The following is a 16,561-nucleotide window of genomic DNA, read 5'->3' on the forward strand; positions in this document are numbered from 1 at the left end:
ATAGTAGTAAGCCTATATTTCCCAAAAGAAGGCGGAAAGCTTTCAACTTTTCCGCCATTATGTCCGTTTCTCAATTAAAAATCGAGGACTTGAGTCAGACCATCTACTACGCGTTTTACGTCAGGCAGCCATACATCTTCTGCTTGTGCAAACGGGTAAACGGTATCTGGTGCTGTAATACGCAGCACTGGTGCTTCGAGGTGCAGGATCGCACGTTCGTTGATTTGCGTGATAATTTCTGCCGCAACACCAGACGTTTTTTGTGCTTCTTGAACCACAATCGCACGATTTGTTTTCTTCACAGAATCCACGATCGTATCGATATCGAGTGGGCTGATGGTGCGCAGGTCGATTACTTCTACTTTTGCTCCACGCGCTTTCTCGATTTCTTCTGCTGCTTTCAGGCTGGTATGCACCATCGCACCATAGGTGATGATGGTAACATCGCTACCTTCTTTTACTACGTTTGCTTTGCCGAGTGGAATCGTGTACTCGCCTTCTGGAACTTCTTGACGGAAGGAACGGTACAGCTTCATGTGCTCGAGGAATACAACCGGATCGTTGTCGCGAATCGCGGAGATCAACAGTCCTTTTGCATCATACGGGTTGGAAGGGATAACCACTTTCAGACCCGGAGTTTGCATCATCAACCCTTCCAAAGAGTCAGCATGCAGCTCAGGCGTTTTCACACCGCCACCAAATGGGGAGCGGAATGTAACTGGGCTCGTGAAGCGACCGCCGGAACGGTAACGCATACGAGTAGCTTGAGATGCGATTGCATCGAACGTTTCAAAAACGAAACCAAAGAACTGAATTTCTGCTACTGGACGGAAGCCGTTTACGGAAAGACCAACAGCCAAACCGCCGATTCCGGACTCAGCGAGCGGCGTATCGAAAACGCGTTGCTCGCCGAACTCAGCTTGCAGACCTTCTGTTGCACGGAACACCCCGCCGTTGTTACCTACGTCTTCACCGAAGACAAGAACGGTTTCATCGCGCTTCAACTCTACGCGCATTGCATCCGTAATGGCTTGAACCATTGTCATTTGTGCCATGGCTTATTTCGACTCCTTCGCCAGGAATTCTGCCTTTTGCTCTTCGAGTGCAGGCGGCAGTGTCTCAAACATTACATCGATCAGTTCGCTAACTTTCATCTTAGGTGTTTCGTCCGCTTTCTTGATTGCGTCCGCAACAGCTGCTTTCGCTTCTTCGATCACAGCTTCTTCGTCTTTTTCGCTCCAGAGGCCTTTTGCTTCGAGGAACTTGCGGAAGCGGATCAGTGGATCGCGCAGTTCCCACTCGCTTTGCTCTTCACCTGTACGGTAGCGAGTTGGGTCGTCACCAGCCATGGTGTGAGGTCCATAACGGTATGTCATTGCTTCGATCAGAGTCGCACCTTCGCCATTCACGCCGCGCTCTTTTGCTTGCTGAACTGCGTAGTAAACGGCGAGAATGTCCATACCGTCAACGCGTTCGCTAGCAATACCAGCCGCAACTGCTTTAACTGCGATATTTTCAGAAGCCGTTTGTTTTTCGAACGGCAGAGAGATCGCATAACCGTTGTTTTGGGAGAAGAAGATAACAGGCAGCTTGTATACACCTGCAAAGTTCATACCCTCGTAGAAATCACCTTGGGAAGTCGCACCGTCACCAAAGTAGTTGATCGCCACTTTCTTTTCACCGCGCAGCTTGTAACCCATTGCAACACCTGTTGCTTGTGTACATTGAGCCGCAATGATGATTTGTGGCATCAATACGTTTACACCTTCAGGAATTTTGCCGCCCTCAATGTGTCCGCGGGAATACAGGAATGCTTTGTGCATAGGGTAACCATGCCACACCATTTGTGGAATATCACGGTAGCTAGGCAGGACAAAGTCTTCTTTGGAAAGAGCAGCCTCGGAACCGATCATGCTTGCTTCTTGACCAGCTACTGGTGCATAGAAACCAAGACGACCTTGGCGGTTCAAGCTGATTGCGCGTTGGTCCCACACACGGGTAAATACCATTTTACGCATCAGTTCACGTAATTCATCATCGGAGAGCTTAGGCATCAAGTCAGGACGAACAACCGTACCATCCGGGGCAAGAATTTGCAGCGGGGCGTTGTTCTCTGTTTGTTCAACAGCAGTGGATACGCTCATCACATTCACCTCGTCACTAGAATAAGGGACTTCCTTTTCCCGCGTTGCTCTTTGTCGCCTCTATCTGAGCATCTGCTCGATGAGCGACGAATGCCATTCGCGGCGGAAGTGACCCTGATAAAAACCAGAAGAAAGTTGCATGGTGCAAGAAAGGGCTTACAGCGCCGTTTGCAACACCCTGTTATATTGCAGTCAAAATACCTGTTTAATGTGTTACAGTATTGATATTACAGGGTTTATTTCCTCTCTGTTATCATTTACTATATAAGCTGTATCAGTTTTTTTCAAGGCTTAGTTTTTCATTTGAGCATACAGGGAGTGTGAATCGATGTCTGACTATGTAAAGCGAACCATCATAAAAGAAGAAGTGCCCAGCATCCACGTGGACACTCCCCGCTCGGTCAAAGTATACCTGCCGCCGGGGTACAATGAGCTTCTTTCTTACCCTGTTGTGTATTGCCAGGATGGGAACGACTTTTTTACGATGGGGCGAATCGCGACCATCTCCAATCAATTGATTCTGGAAGAAGGTATCGAACCCTATATCGTCGTCGGTGTTTCCGTCGACCGTAACAAACGCACGAGCGAGTATTCTCCATCTGGGTCGAGAAACGCAGCCTATCAGCGTTTTTTCACCGAAGAGCTGATTCCTTACATAGAGGAGCGTTATCCTGTGCGCCGTGATCCTGCTTCACGTGTGCTGGCAGGAGACTCTTTGGGTGGAACCGTTTCTTTGCATCTCGCATTAGAAAACCCAAACCTTTTTCCACAAGTACTCGCGCTGTCCGGGGCGTTTTTCCAAACGACACTCGACCCGCTTTTGGATCAGTCTAGTCTATCTTGGCTGCGAATTTGGATGGTCGTTGGCCTCGATGAGACATCTGTAGAAACAAGTGCGGGTACCTTCGACTTCGTTCAATGGAATCGCAAGGCAAAACAGATTCTTGAGGACAAGCAAGCAACCTTGTCGTATCGAGAAAAACCAGGGAATCACGTCTGGGGTTTGTGGCAAAAAGAGCTGCCTGACGCCTTGCGTTATTTCTTCCCGCCTCCACGCCTGTAACCATTACGAGCCATTGATTTCTTTGATGTCCTCGTACCCGTAGTACCGGCCATCCACCAGGAAAATGCCTTGGTGGTTGGCTTTTTCAATTTCGCCCGCAACCTGATTGGAATCGTTTAGGACGATGTTGACAATCTTGCTCTCATCCCGTTTCATTTGATTGAGAATGCGTTCTCGCTCTTTGGCCGAGATCATATCCATCCCTCTTTTCCCCTATGTTGGATAGCTATAGTATTTCATTGGCGGGTCTGAATTACACACAAGTGAGTCAACCGAACGGAACCAAAAAAAGCCTTGCCGCTCTCCAAGTTTCCGGATACGGCAAGACTCTTTTTTATTGTTCGATGGTAGTATATTTAAAGTCTCTACCACCAAACGGGTTGATCAAGAATCCTTTGACTTTGTCGTTTTTTATATACGGTCTTGCACCATAATACACAGGGGCAATCGGCATTTCCTCCATTAAGATGTTCTCTGCCTCACGCATGATCGCATTACGCTTCGCCGGGTCTTTTTCCAAGTAACTTTGGACGATTAGCTCTCTATATCTGTCGTTTTCCCAAGCAGCGTCGTTCGTGCCCACTGTTTTATCCTTGAAAATTTCCAGGAAATTGATAGGGTCGTTAAAATCAGCACCCCAATTTCGGTAGGCAAATTGATAGTTTTTGGAGCGCTTGTTTTGTAAAAAAACTTTTTCCTCCAAGCCACTGATTTTCAGATCTACACCCAGGTTTCTTTTCCATTGATCCTGAAGAGCTTCAGCCAGTTTTTTCTGACGATCGTCACCCGAACCATATGTGTAGGTCACGTCAGGCAATGTCGAAAGCCCCAGCTCCTTTAACCCTTCAGCCAACAACTGCTTGGCTTTGTCTACATCCTCTTGAAAATAGTCATTTCCGCTGAGTTGCATCGAGGGCGGAACCCACGCAAAAGCCGCAGGCACCCCTGTCTGCACGATTCCATCTACAAGAGGCTGCCGTTGGATCGAATACGAGAAGGCTTGTCGAATCTTTTTATTCGTAAAAGGGGACACCGTTGTGTTAAAGGTAACTGCAACCGTGTTCGGATATGGTGCCATCACGATTTTTCCTTCCTCCTGCAAAGCAGGGATCACATCGACGGGCAACACGTAGGTAGGATGCCCTCCCCAATCCAAATCACCAGAATCAAACAACGCTTGAGCGGTGTTGGTATCAGTAATCATGCTCCAGACGATCTTGTCGAGCTTCACGGCATCTTTGTCATGATACTTCTCGTTTTTCACAAGGACCATTTTGTTTTTATGCTCCCACAGCTCCATTTTGAATGGGCCGTTGCCTACGTAGTTGTCTGGAGAAGCTGCCCAGTTCGGATGTGCCTCCAAGGTCTTTTTATGTAAAGGAAACAGTGTCGGGAAAGCCGTCAGCTCGTAAAAAAACGGAGCTGGCGAATTGAGCTTGACCTCTAATGTAAAATCGTCTAGTGCTTTTACCCCTACGTCTTCATGTGATCCTTTCCCAGTGTTAAACTCCTCTGCCCCTTTAATGAAATAAAGCATATAGGCATATTCGGACGCTGTCTTGGGGTCGAGATTTCTTTTCCAGGCGAACTCAAAGTCATGGGCGGTTACCGAATCTCCGTTGCTCCATTGCGCATTCGTTTTCAATTTGAACGTGTACGTCGTCAAATCCTCGGATACCGTATAACTGTCGGCAATCGCGTTGGCTATTTTCCCATCCGGTCCATAGCGAGTCAGTCCTTCAAAACAGGCAGTAATCACATCAAAGGAAGTGCCATCGGAAGCTAGTCCGGGATCTGCTGTCGGAGGCTCTCCACCGTCAGCATTCCAATTCAATACCATCTCTTTTCCCGTTGGCTTCGTTGGTTGAGATGCCTGCTCATTCGGTTTGTTCGTTACCCCCGTTTCACTTGTACTACATCCCGCTAAAACTTGAAGTAATAAGAAACTGCTCAAAATAAAGCTTATCCTCTTTCTCATCGAGACCATCCCCTTTGATTCCATTCGATTCCATACACCAGGAAACGCCTTTGCTTTATCACACTACCATGATAACGCAAGTGCAGACGAAACAAATCAGACGGTATGGCGAAAAACAGATCGTGTATAGACTCTTATTTTGTACAAATTGTCTAATTATTTTGAATTCGGTTTTAAGAAAAAGAAAAAGCCAGTCTTCCCTTCGACTGGCTACAGGCGGTTGAAACGATTACACCTTTTCCAATAATTGCTCGACTGCTGCAACGACGGTCTCGATATGTTGATCGGTAATGTGCCGATGCGTCGTAAAGCGAATGACATACTCGTCAAAATCAACAGCGAGCACTCCTTTTTCCTCCAAACGTTCCAAGAAGCCAACAGCTGTTTGTCCAATCGAGTCTGTATTTACCAGCACGATATTCGTCTCGACTTGCTCGACCTGAAGCGATAGCTGGCGCAAGCCTTTTGCCAATTGCTGTGCCCGTTCATGGTCTTCTGCCAATCGTTCGGTCATCCGTGTCAAAGCGATGATGCCCGGTGCTGCCAAATACCCTGCCTGACGCATCCCGCCTCCTAATTTTTTTCTCCACCATCTCGCTTCCTCGATAAACGCACGATCCCCAGCCAAAATGGAACCAACCGGAGCACTCAGCCCTTTCGACAAACAAATCTGAACGGTATCGGCAAAAGCGCTTAGCTCACTGACTGCAACACCTTGGGCGACAGCCGCATTGAAGAGACGAGCACCGTCCAAATGAACGGGAATACCGTGTTTTTGCGCGATAGCATAAACACTCTTCATTTGCGCCACAGTGATTACCGCCCCTCCAGCGCGATTATGTGTATTTTCGAGACAGATCAATTTTGTGCGAGGAAAATGGATATTGTTGCCCCTTACCGCCCTCTCTACCTCTTCTGCGCGCAAAGCACCCCGTTCGCCAACCAGCGTCCTTGTCTGTACGCCGGCTAATGCCGACATAGCGCCGCCTTCATAGTAAAAAATGTGCGAATCCGCTTCCGCAATGACCTCGTCTCCATTGACACAGTGTGTCAAAACAGCGACCTGATTGCCTTGCGTGCCACTTGTTACGAACAGAGCCGCTTCCTTTCCGAGTATTTCAGCCGCGATTACTTCCAAACGATTGACAGTTGGGTCCTCTCGGTAAACATCATCACCAACCTCCGCTTCCGCCATTGCCCGAAGCATCTCCTCGGTTGGTTTCGTAACGGTATCACTACGCAAATCAATTTTCATAGATGACTCTCCTTCCACCCCGTTGTCATTCTCTACACATGTCGTAACACTTTCAACATTGCATCCTGAATTCCCTCTTGCTAAGATGGAAGGGTAACTTACATACAGTTAGGGGATTTGACCTGTGAAACTAAAAATCACTCGTAACGCTGCCAAACAATTGGCTCCAATTATCCAGCAAGAAGAAGACAAAGAATTGAAACTGCGCGTTTATATTACTCACGCTCATGGTGATCATGCCCACTACGGACTCGCTCTGGACAAGCCAACAGAAGAAGATGTGGTGATCTCGACTGACAAAGAGATCGATGTGATCGTGAAAAAAGATGAGCCATTACTGGATGGCGTTGTCATTGATTACCTCTTCTTGCCGCAAGAAGGTTTTGTGATTACCAACCCTTCCAAAGGCAACACAGGCGACCACTAAGATTGTACAGATAAACCCTCTGCTTTTTACAGGCAGAGGGTTTTCTTTGATGAGTCGATTCTTATTCGTCAGTAGCCATGGTGTACAGCGCTGTCGGTAAATCTTTCAGCAACGGTGAAGAAACATCATCAACCTGCGTCATAACAAGCCGATGGACCGGACGTGTCATCGCGACGTACAACAGTTTCGCATCCCATTCATTATTTTGATAGGCATCCACATCCAGTATAATGACCACATCGAACTGCAAGCCTTTTGTTAAAAAAGCAGGCATGACGGTTACGCCACCGGGAAATTGGTTATCCTTGCTGCCTAACAGAGTCAGATCAGCTATTTTGTCTTGCAAGCCTTTATGGGCTTTTTTACTCGCTTGTATGGTTTTCGCTACAATGGCAATCGTTTTGAAGCCTTCCGACTGGTAGGCAGCCACACGTGAAGAGATGTCCTCCCATAGTTGCGCTCGTGAACGAGCCTTGACCATGATTGGTTTTTCACCATGTCGCAAAACCGGTTTTGCCAATACCGTCTCGGGCAATTCAATTTGCCGCAACACTTCATTGGCGCAGCGCATGATCTCAATTGTCGAACGATAACTTTGCGACAACGTATAATAGGAAGGAAACAGCTGGGCAAAAATCCCCTTCGTCAACTCTTCCCAGGCATGAATCCCCCGGTAGCTATGAATGCCTTGCGCAATATCTCCCACGATTGTGAGCGAGTTTCGCTTGGTTGCCAATGCAATGACGGCTATTTCTAACGCACTCAAGTCTTGTGCTTCATCCACGACCGTATGATCAAAATGCTCCGCTTTATTCATTCCTTCAACAATATGCTGCAAGTATAGCAGTGGAGCGATATCTTCCGGCTCCAATCTCTCCTCTGCAAACAGCGCAGCACTTGACTGCGTCACATCACGCACCACTTCGTCTGAAATATCAGCAGGTACGAGCTTGCGCAGCAATTCCTCGTCAGCAATCAATTCGCGATAAGCTGCGAAAATTTCCAGTCTTGGAAATGAAGTCAGGTACGTATCCAGGATTTGCTCCAGCATTTTCTCGAATTTGTACAAGCCTTCTTTGTCCAAATCGACTTTTCGTTCTCGCAAATGGGCAAATAATTGCTTGTTCATTTCTTGTTTCAAATGCTTACGAAGAGCTTCTACCCGTCGATGATACGGCATATTGGCGAATTGCTCCAGGAAGCATTGGCGAATAAAATCACCCGGAATGGAAAAGACTTGTTTCGTTTTATTGTATAAAAAGCTGAGTTTCTTAAAAGGAATTCTCGTTTCGACGATATGCCGGATATATTGCTCCAGCGCCTCCCGACAAGCGAGCGATCCTTTGAAGCGAAGCCTGTTTCGCGTCATTTCTTGCTGGCGCTCATCCTGCCCCTCTTCAAAGAACAATTGCAGAGGCTTATCCGGACTCACGATTCTCCATCCTTTTGGCAGCAGAGGTTTCACGAGACGCGCTGCCCAATCCACAAAGGTAGACTGCTGAACGTCATCGACTCCCAACTCAGGCAAAACCTCGGATATATAGGTAAGAAACATCCGGTTTGGTGCGAACACCATGAATTTTTTGGACATCATGGAATCCTGATAGTTATATATCAAATAGGAGAGTCGGTGCAGCGCAATGGTCGTTTTTCCGCTCCCCGCTACTCCTTGCACAACGATGGGCCGTTCTTTTTCCGCCCGGATAATATCATTTTGCTCGGATTGAATCGTAGCGACGATGTCTTTTAGCCTGCTATCGTTCGCCTGATTCAGATTGGCTGCCAAAAATTCATCAATGAAGCCCTCTTGCAAAAACTCGTCAGGATGCCCCATTTCGCGGTTAATCGTTTCTTTTACCGCTCCATCATAGATGCCGACGATCTTACCGTCTTCAATCGCAAAATTACGCTTTAAGCGAACTTCACCTCGCACGATCTCTCGTCCCATTCGATAAAACGCGTCTTTGCTCTCACCGGAATAATAAAGACTGGCGATAGGCGCACGCCAATCCACGACGACAGAATCAAACGTATCGCTGCGTACAATTCCCCGTTTTCCTATGTAGACCTGATCCAGCTCGTAGATCTCATCTTTCAAGAAGTCCACTCTGCCGAAATAAGGCTTCTCTCGCCCCTGATCTTCCAGGTAACGCAAATCCTTTGCCTTTTTATAGTTAACGACCTGTTTCACATAGTCATCTGTCGCCTCGCGAATATCATTGCGAAGCTGCTCCATTTCTTCGTCAATCGCCGAAATTGTTTCATCCAGCTTTTTTTGTTCCCATTCATAATCACGATGCTGTGTACTCACCTTCATTCCCCCTCACATGTATCGTGTCCATTGAACGTATCAGGACCATTGCCTACCCAGCCATATTCCAACCGCACAAGAAAGTAGCCCGACTCCCAAACTGAGAAGAGCGTACAAAGTGCCACGCAACAGGTGGCCTTCTCCCCAAAAAGTGACCACTTCCAAGGAAAAGCTAGAGAAAGTCGTAAATCCTCCCATGACCCCCGTTGCAAATAAGAGATAGAGTGTTGGAGATAATATGCCACGTTCTTTCCCCAGCACGAACAAGATGCCGATGATCAACGATCCACAAACATTGGCGATCCAGGTTCCCCATGGCCATCCCGGCTGATTCGCAAGCAAAGACAATAGGTAGCGCAAAAGAGAGCCAACTGCTCCTCCAACCGCTACAGCTATCCACGCCATCGCTTTCCCTCCCTGGCAATCAAAGCGTTATGTATGTCACAGAAAAAGACACCCTAGCGTCAAGCGAGGATGTCTGTCGTATCAGTAATTGTTATCTTACTGTTTTGGCTTATTTTCTTCAAGGTCTTCCACATAACGGATGGAATCCAAATTAGCTCTCAATGAAAGCTTAACGGCGTCAATGTACTTTTGGCGCAATGCTTTTTGTTCGAGCTTTTCTTCTTCAGTCAAACCTTCTTCGCGAGATTTTTTGACCAATTCATTAATGCGTTTAATTTCTGCGTCAGATACCACTGCTGGTTCCTCCCACTCTGTAGTAGTGCCGCTTCATTATACCACATTCGAATGATCCCGCAAGACAGCCGAACACTTACGGCATATCAGGCATGATCAGAGTCTGACCCGGGTAAATCCTGTTGCTATCCAAACCGTTCGCTTCCTTGATTTCTATGATATAGTCACGAACATCTGTATGCTGATCTGAGTAGCGAACGGCTAACGACCATAGGCTATCTCCGGATTGTACGGTTACCTCAATGCCTTGTGGCTCCTCCATTGGCGAAGAAGCAAACACTAGTTCGGTCAACAAGTAAAAAAAGAGAATAAATGTAATAAGAAACAAGAGAGCTTGACCTCTCGTGATACCAAAACGAACACGACGTTCTTCTTTTTTCTCGAAACGATTACGTACTGTCGATGAATTCATGATAATGGCCCCCTTACAAACATACGTTCTGTCCTTTTGTAAACTCATAATAAATGAGAACGTATGTTCATGTCAACAATGAATCGAACTTATGTTTGTCGAACGCAAGCTCCCATGGTATAATATAGGAAAATATGTTCGAGAAATCAGGGGTGTCTTTCTATGTCAAAATTATCGAGTAGACAACAAGCCATCATCGAGTTCATACGAAAGGAAGTTCGTGATAAAGGATATCCGCCTTCTGTACGTGAAATTGGAGAGGCTGTCGGACTCGCTTCCAGCTCAACGGTACATGGTCATTTGGCACGTTTAGAGAAAAAAGGCCTCATTCGTCGAGACCCTACCAAACCTCGCGCCATCGAATTGCTATCAGATGAAGATCGTTTTCAAGACAATTTCGAAGACTCTGTCGTCCGTGTGCCCGTAATCGGAAAAGTAACTGCTGGACAACCGATTACAGCCATTGAGGATGTGGAAGAATACTTCCCGCTTCCAGACAATATCGTGACTTCAGACAAGGTCTACATGCTGCGTGTCTCCGGGAACAGTATGATTGATGCCGGAATTCTCGACGGAGATTACGTCATTGTTCGCCAACAACACGTAGCGAACAATGGTGACATTGTCGTAGCCATGACAGAAGAAGACGAAGCGACCGTCAAAAGATTTTTCAAAGAAAAGAACCACTTCCGACTCCAACCGGAGAATGCCACAATGGAACCGATCATTCTGGAGCATGTCACCATTCTCGGTAAAGTCATCGGTGTCTATCGCCTCATTCACTAGTTTCCACGTAAAAAAGGACAGCCTCGGCTGTCCTTTTCGTTTTCTATATGTTATCTGGCGATAAAAAACCAGATGATCATCGTAACTTGCAAGATGACTTTTACGACCGCACTGCCCAAAAATCCGATCAGTGAACCTACCCCTGCTTTCACTGCTCGCTCCATCGATTGCTTCTGCACCATTAACTCTACGATAACGACGAATACAAACGGCAAGATCAGCATACCAAACGGTGGAAACACGAAAATCCCGAGGATAATTCCGACCGCAGCGGCAATGGACGACCATTTTGACCCCCCATACTTTTTCACGAAGTACATGTTCGTCAGCAAGTCAGCACCGTAAAGTAGAATGCTTAGAACGACCATTCCCCACCAAAAGGATGCCGGCAATCCCGCTCCCGGATCTGCAATAAAAAAGTGATAGAGTAAAAAGCCCGCCCACAGCAAGATCGTATCAGGTAAAACGGGTAAGAAAATTCCTGCGATGCTAAGCAAGAACAATAACACAACTACGACCCACAAAAATATTTCCATCCACTACACTCCCTTCATTTAGGTATACGAGTGATTACCGATTTCGTTGCGTACTTATTCACTTTTGTCTAAACTATTTTAAAAGAAAGTAGACATGGAGGTTGTCTCATGAGAAATTGGCATGATCTCTCTTACCTGGGCAGAGGAACAATACGCCAAAAAGCGGCGTTGGAAGCAATTCAACAGACGCACCTCATGGAAGTACTATCCGATTACCGTCCAGTGCTTGCCGGAACCATCCCATTGAACATTGACGTTGTAGGAAGTGATCTGGATATTATTTGCGAGAGTCATGATTTGCATCAGTTTGAGCAGGTTGTTCGTAAAGCGTTTGGCTGTTTGCCTGGATTTGAAGTGACTCAACTAGATATAAAAAGTATTCCCACGTGCGTTATCTCTTTTTTCACAGCTGACTTTTGGTTTGAATTGTTTGCTCAACCGTTAGCTGTCGAAAAGCAAAATGCCTATCGTCATATGGACATCGAAGCACGATTGCTAGAAATAGGGGGCATGGATGCATACCAACACATCAGAGCTCTGAAGCAAAGCGGCATCAAAACCGAGCCTGCATTTGCTCGATACTTTCATATTCCAGGTAGTGATCCATATGAGGCCTTGTTGCAATTGGAATCGTTAACCGAACAGGAATTACGTGAAAGAGTTCATCTCCTACGAAAGGATTAATCTTCAAGCAAAGAGCCGACCTCTACTTCTTCAATACAGGAAGGATCATCATTTTTGGGGCTGCCCACTTTGGTAGATACCGGATACACCATCATCTCGCTGGAATCATAGGGGGTAAACAGTGACTGGAGCTGCAACCGATCATACTTCTCCCGATCAAGCCATAAGTCCTCGCCATCTTTCTTTAAGATGACAGGCATTCGCTCATGAATATTCTCCATGAGCTCATTCGCCTTTGTCGTAACAATCGTACAGGTATGTACTTTTTCTCCCTCTTGATTCGTCCACGTATCAAACAGGCCAGCAAAAGCGAATGGTTCCCCGGTTTTCAACATGATCCGCATCGGTTGTTTCCCTGAAATGGTGTTCATCCACTCATAAAAGCTGTCGGCAGGAAGGATGCATCGCTTTCGGGCGAAAAGCTGTTTGAATGCTGGCTTTTCATTTAATGTCTCGCAACGCGCATTGATCATTTTGTAGCTGCTCTTCTCATCGGCAGACCACGACGGTACTAGCCCCCATCTCAACTGACCCATACGCCGTTCGCCGCGATCTGCAATAATCGCTGGAATGAACTGACCCGGTGCAATATTGTACCGTGGCTTTGCATCAAATGGAATGACTTCGATTTGGAACCGTTCCTTCCATTTTTCCAAGTTCGTTACGAGAGTAAAACGACCGCACATGCTTTTCCCTCACATCCTTCCCTGGATGCCTGCTTTTCTCTTCTATTTTTACTGTTTCACCTGACGCGTCATTTCAAACCTTCTATGCGTGTGAAGTAAGCGGAAAACGAAAATGTTCTGCCTCTATTTTTAACGAGGGTCGAACAAATAAGACATCATCGGTCGTTGTCATCCATGCAGATTGGATCTTTTTATTCTCACTATCCGGCATGAAGTGAAATTGAATGTTTGAAGTCTCAGCCGTTACCAAATGAGAGATGACCGCTTCTATATCAACTGGTTCTTTGCTTACAAGATCAAATACATGCAGTTGGTCGTCTTCTCGTTCAAATAAGACAATCACATCCTCCTCTTCGAGATAATAGATCGCATCCCGAAAAACAAGCAAAAAGTAAAACATCAACAGATGCTCGCTATCCTTCACGCCTAGTCTCGATGAAACGGGGATTCTTTTAGCAGCAAATTCCTTCATAATATTAAAATCAGCCTCATTATCGACATCCAGCTTACGCAAGACCGATTTTTGTCCCACTTGCTTTTTCAGATCGGACGCCAATAAACGAAAACTACTTTCCAGTGCTCTCTCAAACCCGAACTTCGGATAAAAATCGAGCACGGTATCATTGGCATACAAATATATAAAATCGTATTCCTTCTCACGTGTTTCAAGAATATGATTCATCAATTTCGCTGCCAAGCCTTGGTTGCGATAGGCAGGATGCGTCATGACCGTTCCGATCTGAAGTGCCTTATACTCTTTCCCATTGCATGTCACGAGCATCTTACTGGCAGAAGCGTTCGCAATAACCTGTTCCCCATCCAAATAGGAATAGCAAACATAGTTGTCGTTCCAAAAACCCTTGTTATCCCATTCTTTAAAATCGAGCTGAAAGATCTGCTTGGCAAGGTCATTAAAGCTTTCCTTGTATGTTTCGATATGCTTGTAGTCGCTAATCAATCGATATTCACCCATGTAAAAACCTCCCATTCCATTGTTTGTGCTGTTTGTCATCATTCATTCCTCTTCAGCAATCCCTTCTTTCCAAATAAAAAAGACCACAAGAAGAATTCTCTTCTCATGGTCAAATTAATCGTTGTGATGAAGATACCTATCCCGAACAGAATAGATACCGTGCTCAAACGTGAAATTTGTTTAAATGAGATACAATGCCTTCTAATCGCTTTTGAAAAAAGGTATAAAAAAGAAACAAAGGGGCGCCCTTCATTTGACCTTTTCCCATATAAAATTCATTCGAATTTTACTTAGCGATTATCAGTTTCATCATACTCAATCAAAACCTCTTTTCACGTTCATTACTGTAACTATATAGCAGTTTCCATGGACTGTAAATGTTTTATCACTTCATGATTTTTCTGAATGGAAAAGAGAAAAAATACGTCCTGCCATTTGTGCTTCTGTTACTTGTCAATCATCCATTTCAAAGCAGCCTCTCTTTCATAAACTGTGTTAACGATGCTGTTAAAGGGAGGGTTATACGTGGAACATCATAAGAAACAGAAAGGAAAAGAAAGGGAAGACAACAAAATCTATGTATACGCTGAGGAAGTGGAGATAAAAACAGGAAAAGTAAAGGGACACTCTCGCTGCTCCACTCCCGAAACAATCGGTTTTCAAAACCTGCGTAAAAAACTTGTCCACTGTATTGGACAAATCATATCCTTAATGATTAGAGGATGCTGTGAACCTATCGAAGGGCGTTTGACAAATGTTGAAAAAGGCATCCTCATTTTAGATGCGAGCCATGTGGTCCCTATCTCTGAAGTCACTTCCTTTTCCCCTATCTTTATTGCCTATGTCACAAATTCAGGAGACGATCCGAATGATGATACCATATCCGTGATTAATACTTCAACGAACACGGAAATGGCAGCTCGCATTCCTGTTGGAGACAACCCTGTAGGAATTGCAATTACACCGGATGGTTCCCGTGTGTATGTAACGAATTCTTTTCATAACACTGTCTCGGTGATCAGCACCGCTACAAATACGGAAATCCTGCCGCGAATCGCTGTAGGAGACTTCCCATTCGGTATCGCCATCACTCCTGATTGTTCGCGTGCTTATGTAGCAAATTTGTTTGGTAATGATGTTTCCGTGATCAATCTCGCTACTAATACAGAAATCCTTCCACGGATTCCGGTCGGAACGAACCCGGTTGATGTCGCAATCACTCCAGATGGTTCACGTGTATATGTGACGAATTCCTTTAGTAATAACGTCTCCGTAATCAGAACTGCTACCAATACCGAAATCCTGCCACGAATCACTGTCGGTACGTTGCCCATATGTATTGAGATCACTCCAGATGGTTTGCACGCCTATGTGACAACTGGCGCTAGTGATGGGATTAGTGATTTCGTCTACGTCATTAACACTGCCACAAACAATGTTTCGGAGAACCCCATCCCGGTTGGGGATGCTCCCAGAGGGATCGCGATTACACCAGATGGTTCCCGTGCGTATGTTACCAACTTGTTCGACAATACTGTTTCCGTGCTTAATACTGCTACTAACACAGTCATTGGGGCTCCAATTCCAGTGGGCTCAAGTCCTATTCGTATTGCGATCACTCCAGATGGTCTGCGTGCTTATGTGACAAATATTGATGAGAATACGGTCTCTGTGATCAACATTGTGACCAATACCGAAATCCTGCCACGGATTCCGGTTGGTGATTTCCCATTCGCAATCGCGATCACTCCGAATTGCCTCTAAATGTATCTTTACTTACTGTCTCCCGTGAAGGAGGGAAGGGAAATGAAAAAGCAAGACATTCTCAGGTTTATCGAGAAGGAGTTACAGGAAAATTCTGAAGCAACTAGCTTGGCAATCTCGCAAAAGTACAATATCCCGTTTATTCTCGCTGAAATCTATCAAATTAAGCTCAAAAACCTGTTATATAAAAAAGAGGGCAGACCATAAATCTGCCTTTCTTTCTGTCATTTTTGTAGGTATCGTTACACAAACAGGCCATTTTCTTATATAATTCAAATAGCCCCTTTCAAAAAAGGGGGACACCGTTTTTAAAATGGACCTCGAGGGGGGTGTACGAATGGCGAATGCACTCAATTTGCCACATACCGCAGCGGCTCATGCAAAGCCTAGAAATAGTAAGGCGATACTTTGCATGAGGTGGTCTTCCGTTTAAACGAATCATCGCCTTCATTTGCGTATCTCATTTCCTATTTCTTGGCTTTGCCCCTTATTTGCCTACCTATAAATAAGGAGCGAGCAGAAATGAAATGTGTAAAAGCAAACTTAATCCTTCCTGAATCGTTACTCGCGGAAATTCAAAAGTACGTGCAAGGAGAAACCATCTATATTCCAAAGACAAAAGTAACCCATCAAAAATGGGGGACGCGCACCGGCGGGAGAAAGCTCCTGGATGAGCGGAATACGGCTATTAAAAGCAGCTTTCGGGCCGGGACGGCTATTTCTCAGTTAGCGGAGGAATACTTTTTGTCTACCGAGACGATTAAAAAAATCGTGTATACCAAATAGACGTTTATAAAGCACTGACGACTTTTCCATTTAAGTTGTCAGTGCTTTTTTATGGCG

At 45.6% G+C, this 16,561-nt stretch carries 19 protein-coding genes; 7 read left to right on the forward strand and 12 right to left on the reverse strand.

What is annotated here, in order from left to right; all coding sequences use genetic code 11:
* Positions 1–74 precede the first annotated feature (74 nt).
* On the reverse strand, positions 75–1,055 hold the full coding sequence (locus tag KB186_RS02335; protein ID WP_047067643.1) for an alpha-ketoacid dehydrogenase subunit beta: 981 nt from the start codon (positions 1,053–1,055) through the stop codon (positions 75–77).
* A gap of 3 nt (positions 1,056–1,058) precedes the next feature.
* Positions 1,059–2,144, reverse strand: a complete 1,086-nt coding sequence (gene pdhA / locus KB186_RS02340; RefSeq protein WP_015891588.1) for a pyruvate dehydrogenase (acetyl-transferring) E1 component subunit alpha — start codon at positions 2,142–2,144, stop codon at positions 1,059–1,061.
* Between the two features lie 328 nt (positions 2,145–2,472).
* Here pdhA and KB186_RS02345 point away from each other — a divergent pair, with 328 nt between their 5' ends.
* Positions 2,473–3,207 carry an alpha/beta hydrolase gene (locus KB186_RS02345; protein ID WP_173607899.1) on the forward strand — a complete coding sequence of 245 codons (735 nt, stop codon included), beginning with the start codon at positions 2,473–2,475 and terminating at the stop codon, positions 3,205–3,207.
* Between the two features lie 3 nt (positions 3,208–3,210).
* Here the strand turns inward: KB186_RS02345 and KB186_RS02350 are convergent, their stop codons facing one another.
* The 3 genes from KB186_RS02350 to ltaE all read right to left on the reverse strand — a co-directional run bounded on the left by KB186_RS02350 (position 3,211) and on the right by ltaE (position 6,440).
* Positions 3,211–3,408 carry a hypothetical protein gene (locus tag KB186_RS02350; protein ID WP_047067647.1) on the reverse strand — a complete coding sequence of 66 codons (198 nt, stop codon included), beginning with the start codon at positions 3,406–3,408 and terminating at the stop codon, positions 3,211–3,213.
* A 133-nt stretch (positions 3,409–3,541) separates the two neighbouring features.
* The gene (locus KB186_RS02355) at positions 3,542–5,185 is read right to left on the reverse strand and encodes a peptide ABC transporter substrate-binding protein (RefSeq protein ID WP_232773042.1); all 1,644 of its coding nucleotides are present in this window, start codon (positions 5,183–5,185) and stop codon (positions 3,542–3,544) included.
* Between the two features lie 229 nt (positions 5,186–5,414).
* On the reverse strand, positions 5,415–6,440 hold the full coding sequence (ltaE, locus tag KB186_RS02360) for a low-specificity L-threonine aldolase (protein WP_221868632.1): 1,026 nt from the start codon (positions 6,438–6,440) through the stop codon (positions 5,415–5,417).
* 124 nt (positions 6,441–6,564) lie between these two features.
* Between ltaE and KB186_RS02365 the strand changes: the two genes are divergently transcribed.
* A complete protein-coding gene (locus KB186_RS02365; RefSeq protein WP_232773043.1) occupies positions 6,565–6,867 on the forward strand; it encodes a HesB/IscA family protein in 303 nt (100 codons plus the stop codon).
* 61 nt (positions 6,868–6,928) lie between these two features.
* Here the strand turns inward: KB186_RS02365 and KB186_RS02370 are convergent, their stop codons facing one another.
* The 4 genes from KB186_RS02370 to yneA all read right to left on the reverse strand — a co-directional run bounded on the left by KB186_RS02370 (position 6,929) and on the right by yneA (position 10,289).
* The gene (locus tag KB186_RS02370; RefSeq protein WP_173607902.1) at positions 6,929–9,178 is read right to left on the reverse strand and encodes a HelD family protein; all 2,250 of its coding nucleotides are present in this window, start codon (positions 9,176–9,178) and stop codon (positions 6,929–6,931) included.
* Positions 9,179–9,217: 39 nt separating this feature from the next.
* Positions 9,218–9,583, reverse strand: coding sequence for a fluoride efflux transporter CrcB (crcB, locus tag KB186_RS02375; RefSeq protein ID WP_173607903.1), 366 nt, complete (start codon positions 9,581–9,583; stop codon positions 9,218–9,220).
* A gap of 96 nt (positions 9,584–9,679) precedes the next feature.
* A complete protein-coding gene (locus tag KB186_RS02380; protein ID WP_007718933.1) occupies positions 9,680–9,877 on the reverse strand; it encodes a DUF896 domain-containing protein in 198 nt (65 codons plus the stop codon).
* A 76-nt stretch (positions 9,878–9,953) separates the two neighbouring features.
* On the reverse strand, positions 9,954–10,289 hold the full coding sequence (gene yneA / locus KB186_RS02385; protein WP_221868634.1) for a cell division suppressor protein YneA: 336 nt from the start codon (positions 10,287–10,289) through the stop codon (positions 9,954–9,956).
* Positions 10,290–10,451: 162 nt separating this feature from the next.
* Between yneA and lexA the strand changes: the two genes are divergently transcribed.
* Positions 10,452–11,075 (forward strand): transcriptional repressor LexA, encoded by a 624-nt coding sequence (gene lexA, locus KB186_RS02390; RefSeq protein ID WP_007718939.1) that lies wholly within the window; start codon positions 10,452–10,454, stop codon positions 11,073–11,075.
* Between the two features lie 50 nt (positions 11,076–11,125).
* Here the strand turns inward: lexA and KB186_RS02395 are convergent, their stop codons facing one another.
* Entirely contained in the window at positions 11,126–11,611 is a 486-nt protein-coding gene (locus KB186_RS02395) for a DUF456 domain-containing protein (RefSeq protein ID WP_221868635.1), read from the reverse strand.
* A 108-nt stretch (positions 11,612–11,719) separates the two neighbouring features.
* Here KB186_RS02395 and KB186_RS02400 point away from each other — a divergent pair, with 108 nt between their 5' ends.
* Entirely contained in the window at positions 11,720–12,295 is a 576-nt protein-coding gene (locus tag KB186_RS02400; protein WP_221868636.1) for a DUF4269 domain-containing protein, read from the forward strand.
* Here KB186_RS02400 and KB186_RS02405 read toward each other — a convergent pair.
* Both KB186_RS02405 and KB186_RS02410 read right to left on the reverse strand, forming a co-directional pair.
* Positions 12,292–12,981, reverse strand: coding sequence for an SOS response-associated peptidase (locus KB186_RS02405; RefSeq protein WP_221868637.1), 690 nt, complete (start codon positions 12,979–12,981; stop codon positions 12,292–12,294). The two genes, KB186_RS02400 and KB186_RS02405, sit on opposite strands and share 4 nt — an antisense overlap.
* 82 nt (positions 12,982–13,063) lie before the next feature.
* A complete protein-coding gene (locus tag KB186_RS02410) occupies positions 13,064–13,954 on the reverse strand; it encodes a GNAT family N-acetyltransferase (protein WP_221868638.1) in 891 nt (296 codons plus the stop codon).
* Positions 13,955–14,479: 525 nt separating this feature from the next.
* Here KB186_RS02410 and KB186_RS02415 point away from each other — a divergent pair.
* The 3 genes from KB186_RS02415 (at position 14,480) to KB186_RS02425 (ending at position 16,504) form a co-directional block, all read left to right on the forward strand.
* The gene (locus tag KB186_RS02415; protein WP_232773044.1) at positions 14,480–15,718 is read left to right on the forward strand and encodes a YncE family protein; all 1,239 of its coding nucleotides are present in this window, start codon (positions 14,480–14,482) and stop codon (positions 15,716–15,718) included.
* A 42-nt stretch (positions 15,719–15,760) separates the two neighbouring features.
* Complete coding sequence (locus tag KB186_RS02420) at positions 15,761–15,925, forward strand: hypothetical protein (RefSeq protein ID WP_173607908.1); 165 nt, start codon at positions 15,761–15,763, stop codon at positions 15,923–15,925.
* A gap of 315 nt (positions 15,926–16,240) precedes the next feature.
* Positions 16,241–16,504 carry a CD3324 family protein gene (locus KB186_RS02425; protein WP_007718970.1) on the forward strand — a complete coding sequence of 88 codons (264 nt, stop codon included), beginning with the start codon at positions 16,241–16,243 and terminating at the stop codon, positions 16,502–16,504.
* The last annotated feature ends 57 nt before the right edge of the window (positions 16,505–16,561 follow it).

It is taken from the genome of Brevibacillus sp. AF8, from assembly GCF_021270385.1.
In the GTDB taxonomy this organism is placed as follows: Bacteria; Bacillota; Bacilli; order Brevibacillales; family Brevibacillaceae; genus Brevibacillus.

Coding starts and splice junctions, on each gene's coding strand:
- KB186_RS02335 (WP_047067643.1), bottom strand. CDS start 1,055: ATGGCACAAATGACAATGGTTCAAGCCATTACGGATGCAATGCGCGTA.
- pdhA (WP_015891588.1), bottom strand. CDS start 2,144: ATGAGCGTATCCACTGCTGTTGAACAAACAGAGAACAACGCCCCGCTG.
- KB186_RS02345 (WP_173607899.1), top strand. CDS start 2,473: ATGTCTGACTATGTAAAGCGAACCATCATAAAAGAAGAAGTGCCCAGC.
- KB186_RS02350 (WP_047067647.1), bottom strand. CDS start 3,408: ATGGATATGATCTCGGCCAAAGAGCGAGAACGCATTCTCAATCAAATG.
- KB186_RS02355 (WP_232773042.1), bottom strand. CDS start 5,185: ATGAGAAAGAGGATAAGCTTTATTTTGAGCAGTTTCTTATTACTTCAA.
- ltaE (WP_221868632.1), bottom strand. CDS start 6,440: ATGAAAATTGATTTGCGTAGTGATACCGTTACGAAACCAACCGAGGAG.
- crcB (WP_173607903.1), bottom strand. CDS start 9,583: ATGGCGTGGATAGCTGTAGCGGTTGGAGGAGCAGTTGGCTCTCTTTTG.
- yneA (WP_221868634.1), bottom strand. CDS start 10,289: ATGAATTCATCGACAGTACGTAATCGTTTCGAGAAAAAAGAAGAACGT.
- lexA (WP_007718939.1), top strand. CDS start 10,452: ATGTCAAAATTATCGAGTAGACAACAAGCCATCATCGAGTTCATACGA.
- KB186_RS02395 (WP_221868635.1), bottom strand. CDS start 11,611: ATGGAAATATTTTTGTGGGTCGTAGTTGTGTTATTGTTCTTGCTTAGC.
- KB186_RS02400 (WP_221868636.1), top strand. CDS start 11,720: ATGAGAAATTGGCATGATCTCTCTTACCTGGGCAGAGGAACAATACGC.
- KB186_RS02405 (WP_221868637.1), bottom strand. CDS start 12,981: ATGTGCGGTCGTTTTACTCTCGTAACGAACTTGGAAAAATGGAAGGAA.
- KB186_RS02410 (WP_221868638.1), bottom strand. CDS start 13,954: ATGGGTGAATATCGATTGATTAGCGACTACAAGCATATCGAAACATAC.
- KB186_RS02420 (WP_173607908.1), top strand. CDS start 15,761: ATGAAAAAGCAAGACATTCTCAGGTTTATCGAGAAGGAGTTACAGGAA.
- KB186_RS02425 (WP_007718970.1), top strand. CDS start 16,241: ATGAAATGTGTAAAAGCAAACTTAATCCTTCCTGAATCGTTACTCGCG.